The following is a 14027-nucleotide window of genomic DNA, read 5'->3' as shown; positions in this document are numbered from 1 at the left end:
GTAGCCGGAGGGTGTCTCAGTACCGCCAGTCTCCGTCGTCGGACCCAAACCACGGGTTGGGTTCCGGGGCAGGCTCGTGGGCGTTCAGGATGAAGGCGACGCGGTCGTCGTCGCCGTCGAAGGCCTCGTACTGGAGGCGGAACATCGTGGAGTAGTGCGCGTCGTTCCGAGCCCACCCCTGGCGGACCAGGCGGTCGATGCGGCGGCGTGCGAGCGCCTCGTCGATACCGGGTTCGTCCAGGGCCTCCCGGACGCGCTTCCACTCATCCGGCGCAAGATGCTCGCGATGGGCGATGAGCGCATCGAGTGCCGCCACCTTGTCCGCCGTCTCCAGGCCTTTCCACCCGGTGTGGTGCTCCTCGACCACGGTCACCGGTGCCTTGATCTCGGGCTCGCGCATGGCGGACTCCCAGTCGAAGTCCTCCTCCTGCATCAGCCGGTGGAGCCGGTTCAGGACCATGCATCCCGGAATGTGCCGTTCCCGCGCGGGGAGCATGGCACGGCAGCGCTCGGCCAGCGCAGTGGGAGGTCTGCCGATCCTGACGCCGATCTCGAAGGCGTCCTCGGTCTCCGGCAGCACGTCCGCCAGCCGCTCATAGTCCTCGCGCGCCCACGGCATGCCGTATCGGGACTCGCCTGCGGTGATGGTCATGGTCTTTCCTCCCTCCGGCGAGGCCCGTCCTCGCCTCCATCCATCGTGACCCGAATGCCGAGGCCGCCGGGGAGTTGTCCACAGGTCCGGGCGGGCGGTGGCGCGGGGCTTCGGTGGGCGGCGATGCTCGAGGGCATGAGAAGGACGCATCTGCCAAGAATTCATCGCCCGCTGCTCGCTAGCATCAGCGATAGCAATCAGGAGGCGATCGGCATGGCACAGATCCTCGTCAGGGGCCTGGACGAACAGGTCAAGCAGGCACCGGTCAGTCGGGCCGCGGCGAACGGCAGGTCCATGGAAGCCGAGGCCCGAGCGATCCTCACCGAAGCGGTGGAGTCGCGGAACGTCGCCCTTGAGGTGATGGAGAGGGTTCAGGCCGACGATGGACTGGACGGACTCGTCGTCCCCGAGCGGACCGATGACGCACGGTGGGCGGACATCGGATGATCCCGCTGGACACGAACGTCCTCTCGGAGACGCTCAAGCCCTCGCCGGACCCGAGCGTCGTCGCCCCTGCCGGCTCGACGAGCGCCACCCTGAGGAAGGCCGGTCCTCTCAGCGAGTGCCGACGGGTCCTCTGTGCCTAGGGTGAGGGCATGACCCAGGACACCGCCGCCGAGACCAGCCCGAGCCTCGACCAGCTGAAGGAGCTGGTCCCGTACCTGAGCCGCTGGCTCGCCACCCAGGTGGAGGTGCAGCAGGTGCCCGGCGCCCAGGTGGCCGTCCGCCTCGGCGACGAGCTGGTGCTCTCCGAGGCCTACGGCGAGGCCGACCAGGCCACCGGCGAGGTGCTCACCACCGACCACCTGTTCCGTGTGGCCAGCCACTCCAAGACCTTCACCGCCGTCGCCGTGATGCAGCTCGTGGAGGCCGGCCGCCTCCGTCTGGACGACACCGTGGCGGACCTGCTGGACGACTACGCCGACACCCCGCTGGCCGGCGCCACCGTCCGCGAGCTGCTCAGCCACACGGCCGGCGCCATCCGCGACGGCGTGGACGCCGACTTCTGGCAGCTGGACAAGCCGTTCCCGGACGCCGAGGCCCTGCGTGCGACCGTGGCCGAGCACGGCGCCACCTACCAGCCGCAGGAGCACTTCAAGTACTCCAACATCGGCTACGGCGTCCTCGGGGCGATCATCGAGCGCCTCGCCGGCGCCGACTACGTCACCCACATGACCTCGGCGGTGCTCGCGCCGCTCGGCCTGGAGAAGACCAGCCCGGAGCTCGCGGAGGCCCAGAAGGAGGGCGCCCCGCGCCTGGTCACCGGGCACTGTCGCCCGCACGGCCGCAACCGCTCCCGGGTGACGGTCGGGAACCCGACCACCGGCGCGCTGGCCGCCGCCACGGGCTTCGTGTCCACCGCGGAGGAGCTCAGCCGTTTCTTCGCCTCGCTCACCGTCGGCAGCGGCGGCCTGCTCACCGACCGCAGCCTGCGCCTGATGCAGCGGCCCGAGTCCACCGTCCCGCGCGGCGGTGAGACGGGGACCTATGGCCTCGGCATGATCGGGGCCACGGTCGGCGAGCGGAAGACCGTCGGCCACTCCGGGGGCTTCCCCGGCCAGATCACCCGCACCCTCGTGGACCCGGACGGCGGCCTCACCGTCTGCGTGCTGACCAACGCCGTGGACGGCCCGGCCGAGTCGTTGGCCGTCGGCCTGGTCGAGCTGATCGACCTGCTCACCACCGCCCCCGCTGCCTGGCAGAAGCTGCCCGAGAACGTCACCGAGGAGGACCTGAAGCGCCTCGCCGGCCGCTACTGCTGCCTCTGGGGCGAGACGGATGTGGTGTACGGCGGCGGCCGGCTGCTCATGCTCGACCCGACCGTCTCCACGCCGCTGACCGCAGCCCAGGAGCTGCGCGCTCTGGACGCCACCACGCTGCGGGTGCAGGACAAGGACGGCTTCGGCGCCTCCGGCGAGCAGATCCCCTTCGACGTGGACGAGGACGGCACGGTCACCCGCATGCGCATCACCGGCGTCAGCAGCTGGCCGGAGGAGCAGTACCTCGCCCGCCGCGGCGCTACCCTGATGCCATGAGCGCGCCGCACCCCACCGTCACCACCGGACTGTTCCTGCTCCTGCTGCAGGAGGACGGACGCCCCGAAGCCCTGGGGCAGTACACCGGCTACGGACTGGCGGGCGCGATGCTCGCGGACCTCGCCGCGGCCGGCCGTGTGGACGTGGCGGACGAGGGGCACCTCATCCAGGTCACGGACCCGACGCCCACCGGTGACCCGCTGCTGGACGAGGGCCTGACCCGGTTCCTCGGCCATGACGGCAAGCGCGTCTCGATCGCGCTGACCACCATCGGCCGCACACTCGAGCACGCCGTGGGAGACTACCTTGCCGAACGCGGCGTCGTGGAGGTCGAGGAGGGCGGCTGGCTGGGCCTGAAGCCCCGCCGCTACCCGGAGGCGGACGGCTCCATGGAGGCGGAGCTGCGCGAGGGACTCATCGAGGTGCTGCGCGGCGCCGAGCCGACACTGCAGCAGCACGCGATGCTTGGGCTCATCAGCGCCCTCGAGATCCCCACGGCCGTCTTCGACAAGCAGGACACCGGCCTGACCAACCGTGAGCTCAAGGCCCGCGCCTTCGAGCTGCGTGAGAGTGCCGGTCCTGCGGTCGCCGGCGTCTCGCGTGCCGTGCGGGCCATGCACGCCGCCGTGATGACCGGGGCCCTGTCCGCCAACGTCAGCAACGGCTGAGGGCCTGAACCGCGGGCCCGCACATCGACCGCTGCAGAGGAAGGTGCCATGCAGATCCGAGATCTGAACGACCTGAGAGCCGACCTGCTCGGCCGGGAAGCGGTGGAGGCCACGGCCCGGCGGCCGGTGGCGAACATCGTGGCGACCGTGCTGCTCTTCCTGTGGCCGATCGGGGTCGTCGGCGGGATCCTCATGATGGTCCTGGGCCGGAACGAGCCGACGCTGCCCGCCACGGGTGCGGTCATGATCGGCGTCGGCGTTCTCCTGCTGGCCGTGGCCTTGCTGCTGCGCCGCCATGCCCGCACCGCGCCCTGGCATGTGTGGCGGCTGGATCCGCAGGGCATCACAGTGGCCGGCGTGGGCCCGCTCCCGTGGGAGTACGTCGGTCCGCCGGAGAGGCGCCTGGTCCGCTCGGCCTACTCGGACGGACAGGAGCTCGGCTGGTGCCTGCCGCTCACCCAGGAGGGGATCGCCTGGATGCAGACGCTCGACGACGGCTGTCGCCAGGTCTTCGATCCCTCGCTCCGTCCGCGGCTGATGGTCATCGGCCGGCGGCGGCCTCAGGTGGTCCGCCTGATGCCGATGCGCGATGCGGACATGGGCGACTGGGTCGCCGTGGTGGGCGAGGCCTGGGAGCGCTTCGGCGGTCGGTGACGTGCAGGCACCTGCGGGGTGCCGTCGTCCGCGGACGCGGACGCTTCTCTCAGTCTGGTGTTCGGGGTTGCGCCGGTCCTGCGACCGGTCCGCGCCAATGTCACGGCCCGGTCGCGATCCGCTGTGCGGGCGGCAGGACTGGACTGATGTGACCTTGTCCTGGCTAAGGTAAGGCAAGGTGGGCCCGCACACAGCGTGGTCCCTCAGCTCACAAGACGGCCCGCACGAGGGGAAGGACCGAACAGATGACGTTCACCGAGAAGACCGAGCTCCAGGACAAGGTTGAGCGCCGCCACGGAGCCAAGGCCTGGGCCGCGCTCGGCGTGGCCGCACTCATGTTCACGGCTGCCTGCAGCGACGGCGGGGACACCCCCGGCGACGATGGCGACGCGAGCAAGGACGCGCAGGTCGAGGAGACGGTCGACGAGAAGGACGACGACCAGAAGGACTCCGACGAGGACCAGAAGGACTCCGACGAGAAGGACGACAAGGACTCCGACAAGGACTCCGACGAGGACGAGGACGACGACGACGAGAAGGACGACGACCGGGACGACGACGCGTCGGGCGCCGAGGAGGAGCTCCGCGAGGCCCTCGAGGACCAGGAGACCTGGACGGAGCAGAAGGCCACCATGCGCGTGGACGCGTCCGAGGAGCAGATGCAGAAGATCGTGGATCTTCTCTCCGAGTCCGACGAGAACATGACCGAGCAGGACCGCAAGTCCCTCGAGGACGCCATGGACATGGTCCGCGAGGTGTCCGTGGAGTTCCAGGCCCGCTCCACCACGGACGCCCCGCTGGCGGACATGAAGGACCTCACCGGCCTCGACTGGTCCTTCGTGGCCGATCTGGGCAACGGACGCTCCGTGGAGATGATGGAGGTCGGCGAGTCCGAGTACTTCCTGCGTGCCGACGTCCTGGAGATCCTGCGTTCCATGGGCTCGGACGGCAAGCAGCAGGCCGAGCAGCTCGAGCAGTCGTTCAGCGACGTCCCGAAGGAGCAGGAGTGGATCGTCGACTTCGTCAAGGGCTCCTGGCTGGGCCTGGACAAGGCCCTCGGCTCCGAGTTCGACAAGGCCGTCTCTGAGGAGACCAAGCGCATCGAGGACGAGGCCGGGGACCAGAAGTCCGCCGACTTCGCACTGGACTACGCCGACGTCGAGAAGGACGGCGACGAGACCTATGTGATGAACGTCAAGCTCAAGGAGATGTTCGAGGACAACCCGGAGATGCTGGAGTCCGCCTCGGCCTCCACCTCCGAGTTCGACTCCGCCGAGTCGTCCTCCCCGTCCACTGACTCCTCCGCAGACGTGGACGAGGTCCTCGATTCCCTGAACGACAACACGTTCCCGGTGACCTTCACGGTCAAGGACGGCAAGGTCACGGCCGTGGAGATGGACGTCATGGACATCCTCGACGTCATCGAGCCTCCGGCCGACGCCGAGGAGGACGAGGTCAAGACCTTCGAGGAGATGAAGGAGGCCGAACTGCCGATCTCCGTGGAGCTCTCGGACAAGGCCGACAGCCTCGAGGTCCCGAAGGACGCCGTGGAGCTGACCGAGGAGGACTTCGAGAACGTGTTCGGCGCTCAGAACGGCTCCGGCTCGGGCTCTGACTTCGATTCGGGCTCCGGTTCCGACTTCGACTCGGACTCTGACTTCGGCTCCGGCTCCGACTCCGACTCGGATTCCGACTCCGACTCGGACTCCTGATCGGACTCCCCGCCAGGCCTTACTGGCCCTGACACGAGATCGCCCCGGGACCATGGTCCCGGGGCGATCTCGTCTGCCGTGCTCCCGTCCCGGGGCTACGTGGCGTCGGCGTAGGAGCGCACCTGCGCGACGGTCAGCGGAAAGGTGACCGGTGCGTCCGGGAAGAGCAGCCGGCCTGCGGCCTCTGCCGCCTCAGTCGCCAGTCTCCCGGCGCTGTCCGCCTCGTGCGTCGGGCCGTGCAGCACCACTTCATCGTGGACGAAGAACACCAGCTGCGTGCCCGGTGCCTCGTTGTGCAGCCGCCGGCGAAGCTCGCCCATCCAGCACAGGGCCCACTCCGCCGCGGTGCCCTGCACCACGAAGTTGCGGGTGAAACGCCCGGCCGCGCGGCGCAGGGAGCGTGCCCGTGACTCAGCGGCCCGGGTCTGTCTGTCCGCCACCGCGTCCAGCCAACGCTGCTCCGGCTGAGGGGACCACCGGCCGAGCCATGTGCACACCTGGTTGCCGGACTCTCCCATGGCGGCGGCGCGCTCGAGCAGGCCGATCGCCTGCGGGTAGAGCCGGCGCAGATGGGGGAGCAGGGCGGCAGAGTCGCCGGTGGTGGAGCCGTACATGGCACCGAGCAGGGCGATCTTCGCACGAGAGCGGTCGTCCAGGGCGGTTCCCCGGGTCCGCCCCTGCTCGGCCACCTCACGGTAGAGGTCCTCGGTGGTGCCGGCCCCGGCGAGGGCCGGGTCTGCGGACATGGCGGCGAGGATGCGCGGCTCCACCTGGGAGGCGTCGGCCACGGTGAGCACGTGGCCGGGGTCTGCGCGGACGGCGTCCCGCACCACGGCGGGCACCTGCATGGCGCCGCCGCCGTGGGCGGCCCACCGTCCGGTGACCACTCCGCCCACCAGGTAGCGGGGATGGAAGCGTCCCTCCTTCACCCAGCTGTCCAGCCAGTGCCAGCCGTTGGCGGTGTGCAGTCGGGAGCGGGCCTTGTACTCCACCAGGGCCTCGAGCATCCGTGCGCGCTCTTGCCTGAGGGTGCCGCCGGAATCGATCCACTGCTTCAGGTCCGACTGACGTGTGGAGTCCACGGTGACGCCGGCGTTCTGCAGCGCCCGCAGCAGAGACGGTGGGGAGTCCGGATTCAGGCCTGGGGCCCCGAGGTCCTCCGCCACCTGCTCGGCCAGCTCCTGCAGTCGGGCGGGACGCTCACCCTCGGCCGGGCGGGGACCGATGATGTCAGTGAGCAGCGCGTCGTGCACTTCCGCGTCCCAGGGCAGGCCCGCTGTGTGCATCTCCTCGGCGATCAGCGCGCCCTGGGACTCCGCGGTGACCAGCATCCACAGCCGGTCAGGGCGGGCCGAGCCGCCGATCGCCTCCCGCTGGCGGCGGGCCTCGGCAGCGAGCGTCGGGGCGTCCGGCACCCCCGGCGAGGCATCCGCGGTCAGGTCGAAGAACGCGTCCTGCTCCGGTCCACGGCGTGGGGGCGCGGCGAGGGGGTCCGCTGGGACGTGCACGGGAATCTCGACCACCGGGGCGTAGGAGACCTGCGCTCCGCCGGCCGTGGCCGCGGTCCTGAGGATCCGCTGGGAAAGGGAGAGGTCCCAGGCACGGCGCACACGCAGTCCGGCGTCGAGCCAGGTGCCGTACTCGGCACCGACCGACGCCAACACCCAGCGGATGTGGTCCGCAGGCAGACGGAGGCGGCCGGGCAGAGCGTCCACGAGCCCGGCCACGGCCCCGGCGGGGCAGGAGTCCAGGGGAGCGGCGTCCCTGCCGTCCACGTCCAGGGCCCACCAGGTGCCGGGCGTGCCGGCGGAGGCGGGAGCGGGACCCAGGACGACGAGCATGAGCCTCATTCTGCCCTGGAGCCGGGCGGGGGAGGGGAATCGGGCGGCTTGCACGCCCGCGGACGCGCAGAGCACACTGTGCCGATGCACCGGCGCGCAGCGGGCCGCCGGGCGCAACCCTGAGAGGACCCACCATGACAGCGACCAGGTCCGGCGGCGGTGCGACGTCTCGCCTCAACGCCAAGGTGGTCGGCATCTCGGTCGCCGCCGCGCTCGGCGGCTTCCTGTTCGGCTTCGACACCTCCGTGATCAACGGCGCCGTGGACGCGCTCGCCGGGGAATTCGGCCTCGGTGCCGGCCTCACGGGCTTCGCCGTCTCCTCGGCGCTGATCGGCTGCGCGCTGGGCGCCTGGTTCGCCGGGCCGATCGCCAACCGCCGCGGCCGCGTGCCCGTGATGGTGATCGCCGCGATCCTGTTCCTGGTCTCCGCCATCGGCTCGGGCCTGGCGTTCGGCGTGGTCGACCTGATCATCTGGCGCGTGGTCGGCGGCCTGGGCGTGGGCGCCGCGTCCGTGATCGCTCCGGCGTACATCGCGGAGGTCAGCCCGGCCCATGTGCGCGGCCGCCTCGGCTCGCTCCAGCAGCTGGCGATTGTCCTCGGCATCTTCGCGGCGCTTCTGTCCGACGCACTGTTCGCGACGATGGCCGGAGGGGCGGCGCAGCCGTTCTGGTTCGGCATCGCCTCCTGGCGTTGGATGTTCCTGGCCGAGGCCGTCCCGGCCATCCTGTACGGCGTGTTCGCCCTGAGGCTGCCGGAGTCCCCGCGTTATCTGGTCGCCCGCGGGCGCACGGACGAGGCGGCCGAGGTCCTGCACGAGTTCACCGGCGTGGACCGCGTGAACCTGATGATCGAGGACATCCGGCGTTCACTGGACTCGGAGCGCCGCGAGTCCCTGGCGGACCTGCGCGGCCCGCTGGCGGGGCTGCAGCCGATCGTGTGGATCGGCATCCTGCTCTCGGTCTTCCAGCAGGCCGTGGGCATCAACGTGATCTTCTACTACTCCACCACCCTGTGGCGGTCGGTGGGCTTCGGGGAGTCGGACGCCCTCACGGTCTCCGTGATCACCTCGGTCACGAACATCGCCGTCACCTTCGTCGCGATCGCCCTCGTGGACCGCGTCGGCCGCCGCCCCATGCTGCTCGCAGGTTCGGCCGGCATGACGGTCAGCCTCGGTCTAATGGCGCTGGCCTTCTCCTTCGCCCAGTCGGACGGTGCCGAGTCCGTCTCCCTTCCGGAGCCGTGGGCCACCGTGGCGCTGGTGGCCGCCAACGCCTTCGTGGTGTTCTTCGGCGCCACCTGGGGGCCGCTGGTCTGGGTGCTGCTGGGCGAGATGTTCCCGAACCGCATCCGCGCCGGCGCGCTCGCCGTGGCCGCCGCCGCACAGTGGGCAGCGAACTTCGCCGTCTCCACCACGTTCCCGTGGCTGGCGGACATCGGCCTGACCCTCGCCTACGGCCTCTACGCCGTGATGGCGGCGCTGTCCCTGGCCTTCGTGGCGGCCTTCGTCCCCGAGACCAAGGGGAAGACCCTCGAGGAGATGAGCGACGTCGTCGTGCGCTCCCCGGGGCAGCGGCGCGCGGTGCGCGCCCAGGCGGAGCAGGACCTGCGCCGCTGACCGGCCCCTGCACGACGACGGCCCCCTCCTTCCCGGGAGGGGGCCGCCGTGCGTCGGGGGCGGGTCGGCCACAGGCCGATGAGGCCGCTCAGGCGGGGCCGGGGCGCTCTCCGGGGGCCGGGCGGCCGTCGTCGGGGCCCGAGGCGGGGGACGTGTTGTGCGTGGTGGGGTCGGCCGCCGCACGCGCCTCGGCCTCCTCGTCCCCGCGGCGCTCCAGGTCCTCGACCTCGTCCTCGGAGTCGCCGGTGAGGCGGTCTCCGGCGATGCGGTCGACGATCAGGGCGATCGCGCCGTCGCCGGTGACGTTGGTGGCGGTGCCGAAGGAGTCGATGGCGATGTAGGTGGCCACCATCAGCGCCACCTGGGGCTCGGTGAAGCCCAGCATGGAGGACAGCAGGCCGGAGGCTGCCACGATCGCGCCGCCGGGCACGCCGGGGGCGGCCACCATCGTCACGCCGAGCATGAAGATGAAGCCGATCATCAGCGGGACGTCCACGGAGCCGCCGGACAGGATGATCACCGCCAGGCAGAAGGAGACGATCTTCACGGTCGAGCCGGCCAGGTGGATGGTGGCGCAGAGCGGGATCACGAACGAGGCGATCGGGCGGCGCACGCCGGTCTTGATGGACTGGCGCAGGGTCACCGGGATGGTGGCGGCGGAGGAGGAGGTGCCCAACGCGGTGGCGTAGGCCGGGAGCATGGTGGCCAGGGCCTTGAACGGGTTCTTCCCGGCCACCGCCCCGGCAACCAGGAACTGGATGAGCAGCAGGACGACGGTCAGGCCGAACACCAGCAGGATCACGCCGAGGAAGGTGGAGATCACCTGGAACACCTCGCCGGCCACGGTCATGTTCAGGAACACGCCGAAGATGTAGATCGGCAGCAGCGGCACGATCACCGCGGCCACGAGCTTCTCGATGATCGCGCGCAGCTCCACGAAACCGGCGTGCAGGGTGCCCTTGGGCAGCAGGGTCATGCCGACGCCCAGGACGAAGGCCAGCAGCAGGGCCGCCATGACGTCGAACGGCGGGGTCATGGCGATCTCGAACGCCGGTCCGGTGAGGGCGTCCTCCGGGTTGGCCATGTCCGTGAAGGATCCCGGGGTGAGGATCAGCGGGAACACCAGCAGGCAGACGGCCAGGGCCATCCCACCGCCGAACAGGGTCGAGCCGTAGGCGATGCCTCCGGTGAGGGCCAGCCACTTGCCGGCACCGCGGCCGAGGTCGCCGATGGCCGGGGCGACGAGGGCCAGGATCAGGACGGGGACGATGAAGCCGAGGAATGCGGAGAAGACCCCGTTGAAGGTGGCGAAGACGACGACGAGCCAGTGCGGTGCGACGAGGCCGACGAGCACGCCGAGCACGATGGCGATGAGGACCCGGGGCAGCAGCCCGATGCGGTGCAGAACAGACATGGCGGTCACCCTACCCACCTGTGACCCGGAGCACCATTTTTTGTTCAACACATCGCCTGCGGGGCGGCCTGGCCTGCCGTGGACGCCATGCGCCGGTGCCCATGCGGCTGATGTCTCTCGGCTGAGAGCTTCCTGGTAGCGTGACCTGAGCGACACTCCGTGTGCCGGGTCCGGGGCGTCGGTCCCGCATGAGGAACCCGGCCATGAGTCAAGGGGTGCCCATGGAACTCGAGATGACCCCGGGCGTCATCGGCATGTCGCTGCTGATGCTCGGCATGCTGGCGGCGGTCGGCATGTACCTGCGCGCGAAGCTCCGGTTCACCCAGCGGCTGTTCCTGCCTGTCGCACTGATCGCCGGCCTGCTCGCGCTGCTGCTCGGTCCCGAGGTGCTCGGCCGCATCGCCGGCGCGCTGGGCGTCGAGTCCTTGGAGGCCGGCGGTCTCTTCGGAGAGACCGTGATCGAGGTCTGGTCCACGCTGCCGGGCATCCTGATCTCCGTGGTGTTCGCCACGATGTTCCTGGGCTCGCGCATCCCATCGCCGAAGTCCGCGGTCCGTCTGCTCGGCCCGCAGCTGTCGCTCGGCATCACCTTCGCGTCCGGCCAGTACGTGGTGGGCATCCTCGCCGTCCTGCTGATCCTCGGCCCGCTGTTCAACGTCGGGCCGGAGTTCGCGGCGCTGCTGGAGATCGGCTTCGAAGGCGGCCACGGCACCGCGGCTGGCCTGCAGAGCCAGTTCGAGTCCCTGGGCTTCGACGAGGGCTACGACCTCGCCCTCTCGATGGCCACCGTCGGCCTGGTGTCCGGCATCCTCTTCGGCGTCGCAGCCGTGAACTGGGCCGCCCGCAAGGGTGTCTCCACCTCCCTGGACGCCGGCCAGGAGCTGTCCCTGGACGAGAGGATCGGCTACTACGCCGCTGTCCGCGACGAGGACCGCCCGGCCGCCGGCCGCCTGACCTTCCGCGACTCCGCGGTCGAGTCCTTCACCATCCACCTCGGCGTCGTCGGCCTGGCGGTGCTCATCGGCTGGCTCGGCCTGGCCGCCTTCCAGTGGGTGGAAGAGATGCTCTGGATCGACACCATCGAGATCTTCGGGCACGTGCCGCTGTTCCCGCTGGCCATGCTCGGCGGCGTGCTCGTCCAGATGGTCCTGGACCGTTCGGAGACCCTCCACGGCCTGGTGAACCGCGGCATGATGGAGCGCATCCAGGGTGTCAGCCTGGACCTGCTGATCATCGCGGCCCTGGCGGCCCTGTCCCTGCAGGCCGTGGCGGACAACCTGGCACCGTTCGCCATCCTGGCGGCCCTCGGAATCGTCTGGAACCTGGTGGTGCTGTTCGTCTTCGCCCCGAAGTTCATCCGCACCTACTGGTTCGAGCGCGGCATCGCGGACTACGGCCAGTCCCAGGGCGTGACCGCCACCGGTCTGCTGCTGCTGCGGATGGCGACCCGAAGAAGGAGACCCCGGCCTACCAGGGCTTCGGCTACAAGCAGCTCGTGTTCGAGCCGTTCTTCGGCGGCGGCCTGGTGACCGCGCTGGCGATCCCGTTCCTCATCCAGGGCGGCCCCTACCCGTTGCTCGCCATCATGGGCGTCCTGCTGATCGCGGCGATCCTGGCCGGCTACCTGTACTTCGGCCGCAGCTCCCGCTTCGACCTGGGCGCGGACGGCGAGCCGATCGAAGCATCGCGGGGCTGAGCCGCAGCACCGCAGACCACTGATCCCGGAGGGGGAAGCCACATGTCCGTTCCCGACTACTTCGACACCAGCACCGACGAGGGCCGCCGCGCCGCCGCCCGCCACCGCCCGGACGGGAAGGCCTGGTTCGGCCTGCCGATCCCGCTTGTTCTGGGCGTCGGCGTCGGCCTGCTCGGCTTCGTGATCACCGTGAGCGCGACGACCACGCGCTCCGTCAACGACGTGGTCACCGTGTGCCGCCACACGGACTTCTCCGCGTGGCTCTGGGCGGCCGCCACCGCGGTGCTCGGCCTGGTGGGGCTGGTCCATGGGATGCGGGAGAACCCGAACTGGACGGCCCCGCGCTGGGCGCTGTGGGCGATGGTCGCCGCCTGCGCGGTCATGGCAGTCCTCCACGTGCTGCGGGGGCTCGGCTTGATCGGCGATCCCTGCGTGGACCTGATCGACATCCGTCCCTGACGGGCCCGGCCCCACGACGACGGCCGCTCACCTGGGCAGGTGCGCGGCCGTTGTCGTGCAGGCGGCCGCATCGATCAGCCGAGGCGGCGGACCGCCTGGATGCCGGCGACCACCGCGGCGGCGGCCTCCTCGAGCTCGGCCTCGGTGGTGTGCGGGCCGAAGGTGCAGCGCAGGGAGGACTGGGCGGCCGAGGAGTCCAAGCCGAGCGCGGCGAGGACGGGGGACGGGCCGGCCAGACCCGCGGAACAGGCGGAGGCCACGGAGCACAGCACCCCGCGGGCCTCGAGCTCCACGAGCACGGCCTCGCCGGTGACCCCGTCGATGAGGAACGAGGCGTGCTGCGGCAGGCGATGCTCCGGGTGGCCGGAGAGGCGGACGCCGTCCACGCTCTCCAGGACGCGGGCGATGAACCGGTCCCGACGGGCGGTACGGGCGGCGGCGCCGACCTCGCCCGGTGCGGTGCGCTCGGCCTCGGCCAGGGCCATGGCGGTGCCCATGGCCACCGCGCCGGCCACGTTCTGGGTGCCGGAACGGCGGCCGGACTCCTGGCCGCCGCCGGTGAGCACCGGCTCCAGCGGCAGGCGCGGGCGGATCCAGAGGGCGCCGACGCCCTTGGGGGAGCCGACCTTGTGGCCGGACACGGACAGGGCGTCCACTCCCAGGGCCGCGACGTCCAGGTCCAGCTGGCCGGCCGCCTGCACGGCGTCCGTGTGGATCGGCACGCCGGCCTCGTGTGCCACGGCGGCGAGCTCGGCGATGGGCTGGACGGTGCCGATCTCGTTGTTGCCCAGGTGGATGGACACCAGGGCGGTCTCCGGGCGCAGGATCCGGCGCAGGTCCTCCGGGTCCACCCTGCCGGTGGAGTCCACGGGGAGCAGGTCCACCTCGATGCCGTGGATCCGCTTCAGGGACGCGGCGGTCTGGCGGACGGCGCCGTGCTCGATCGCGGTGGTGACCAGGCGCAGCGGGGCGTCCAGAGTGCCCTGGCGGCGGGCGCGCAGCAGCTTCGGCAGGATGATCCCCTGCAGGGCGAGGACGTCCGCCTCGGTGCCGCCGGAGGTGAAGACCACCTCGGAGGGGCGGGCGCCGAGGACCTCGGCCACCTGGCCGCGGGCCTGCTCCAGGCCGAGTCCGGCGCGACGGCCGAGCTCGTGCACGGACGAGGGGTTGCCGAAATCGCCGGTGAGATAGGGCCACATGGCCTCCACCGCCTCGCGGCGGACGGGGGCGGTGGCGGCATGGTCGAGCAGGATCACGTCGGTTCCCCTCCCAGGTGTGC

General features: G+C 70.9%; 13 protein-coding genes. 9 read left to right on the top strand and 4 right to left on the bottom strand.

Annotated features, from left to right (window positions below):
• Positions 1 to 16 precede the first annotated feature (16 nt).
• A complete protein-coding gene (locus MLY01S_RS03515) occupies positions 17 to 652 on the bottom strand; it encodes a hypothetical protein (RefSeq protein WP_067189364.1) in 636 nt (211 codons plus the stop codon).
• Positions 653 to 775: 123 nt separating this feature from the next.
• Between MLY01S_RS03515 and MLY01S_RS03510 the strand changes: the two genes are divergently transcribed.
• From MLY01S_RS03510 to MLY01S_RS03490, 5 genes are all read left to right on the top strand, one after another.
• Positions 776 to 1099 (top strand): FitA-like ribbon-helix-helix domain-containing protein, encoded by a 324-nt coding sequence (locus MLY01S_RS03510; protein WP_255218001.1) that lies wholly within the window; start codon positions 776 to 778, stop codon positions 1097 to 1099.
• A 149-nt stretch (positions 1100 to 1248) separates the two neighbouring features.
• Positions 1249 to 2688, top strand: coding sequence for a serine hydrolase domain-containing protein (locus MLY01S_RS03505; RefSeq protein WP_067189360.1), 1440 nt, complete (start codon positions 1249 to 1251; stop codon positions 2686 to 2688).
• Complete coding sequence (locus MLY01S_RS03500; protein ID WP_067189358.1) at positions 2685 to 3356, top strand: GOLPH3/VPS74 family protein; 672 nt, start codon at positions 2685 to 2687, stop codon at positions 3354 to 3356. Before MLY01S_RS03505 ends, MLY01S_RS03500 begins: the two co-directional genes overlap by 4 nt.
• 48 nt (positions 3357 to 3404) lie before the next feature.
• On the top strand, positions 3405 to 4010 hold the full coding sequence (locus tag MLY01S_RS03495) for a hypothetical protein (RefSeq protein WP_067189356.1): 606 nt from the start codon (positions 3405 to 3407) through the stop codon (positions 4008 to 4010).
• Positions 4011 to 4255: 245 nt separating this feature from the next.
• The gene (locus MLY01S_RS03490; RefSeq protein WP_067189354.1) at positions 4256 to 5722 is read left to right on the top strand and encodes a hypothetical protein; all 1467 of its coding nucleotides are present in this window, start codon (positions 4256 to 4258) and stop codon (positions 5720 to 5722) included.
• A 95-nt stretch (positions 5723 to 5817) separates the two neighbouring features.
• Here the strand turns inward: MLY01S_RS03490 and MLY01S_RS03485 are convergent, their stop codons facing one another.
• Positions 5818 to 7563: a bifunctional 3'-5' exonuclease/DNA polymerase gene (locus tag MLY01S_RS03485; RefSeq protein WP_067189352.1), complete on the bottom strand. Its 1746-nt coding sequence runs from the start codon at positions 7561 to 7563 to the stop codon at positions 5818 to 5820.
• Positions 7564 to 7697: 134 nt separating this feature from the next.
• On the opposite strand from MLY01S_RS03485, the gene MLY01S_RS03480 reads away from it, so the two are divergent.
• Entirely contained in the window at positions 7698 to 9179 is a 1482-nt protein-coding gene (locus MLY01S_RS03480) for a sugar porter family MFS transporter (protein ID WP_067189350.1), read from the top strand.
• 88 nt (positions 9180 to 9267) lie between these two features.
• On the opposite strand, the gene MLY01S_RS03475 is transcribed toward MLY01S_RS03480, so the two are convergent.
• Positions 9268 to 10593 (bottom strand): dicarboxylate/amino acid:cation symporter, encoded by a 1326-nt coding sequence (locus MLY01S_RS03475; RefSeq protein WP_082739624.1) that lies wholly within the window; start codon positions 10591 to 10593, stop codon positions 9268 to 9270.
• Positions 10594 to 10814: 221 nt separating this feature from the next.
• On the opposite strand from MLY01S_RS03475, the gene MLY01S_RS03470 reads away from it, so the two are divergent.
• Genes MLY01S_RS03470 through MLY01S_RS03465 form a run of 3 tightly spaced genes read left to right on the top strand, consistent with a single transcriptional unit; the run spans position 10815 to position 12748 of the window.
• Positions 10815 to 12122 (top strand): sodium/glutamate symporter, encoded by a 1308-nt coding sequence (locus tag MLY01S_RS03470; RefSeq protein WP_245232085.1) that lies wholly within the window; start codon positions 10815 to 10817, stop codon positions 12120 to 12122.
• Complete coding sequence (locus tag MLY01S_RS12930) at positions 12089 to 12289, top strand: hypothetical protein (protein ID WP_245232084.1); 201 nt, start codon at positions 12089 to 12091, stop codon at positions 12287 to 12289. Before MLY01S_RS03470 ends, MLY01S_RS12930 begins: the two co-directional genes overlap by 34 nt.
• Before the next feature lie 42 nt (positions 12290 to 12331).
• Entirely contained in the window at positions 12332 to 12748 is a 417-nt protein-coding gene (locus MLY01S_RS03465; protein WP_067189348.1) for a hypothetical protein, read from the top strand.
• Between the two features lie 74 nt (positions 12749 to 12822).
• Here MLY01S_RS03465 and MLY01S_RS03460 read toward each other — a convergent pair whose 3' ends face one another.
• The gene (locus MLY01S_RS03460) at positions 12823 to 14004 is read right to left on the bottom strand and encodes a cysteine desulfurase family protein (RefSeq protein WP_067189346.1); all 1182 of its coding nucleotides are present in this window, start codon (positions 14002 to 14004) and stop codon (positions 12823 to 12825) included.
• Positions 14005 to 14027 lie beyond the last annotated feature (23 nt).

Source organism: Micrococcus lylae NBRC 15355 (assembly GCF_001570885.1).
GTDB classification, from domain to species: domain Bacteria; phylum Actinomycetota; class Actinomycetes; order Actinomycetales; family Micrococcaceae; genus Micrococcus; species Micrococcus lylae.
The sequence above is the reverse complement of the archived record's forward strand: the minus strand, read 5'-3'. Positions and strand labels throughout refer to the sequence as shown.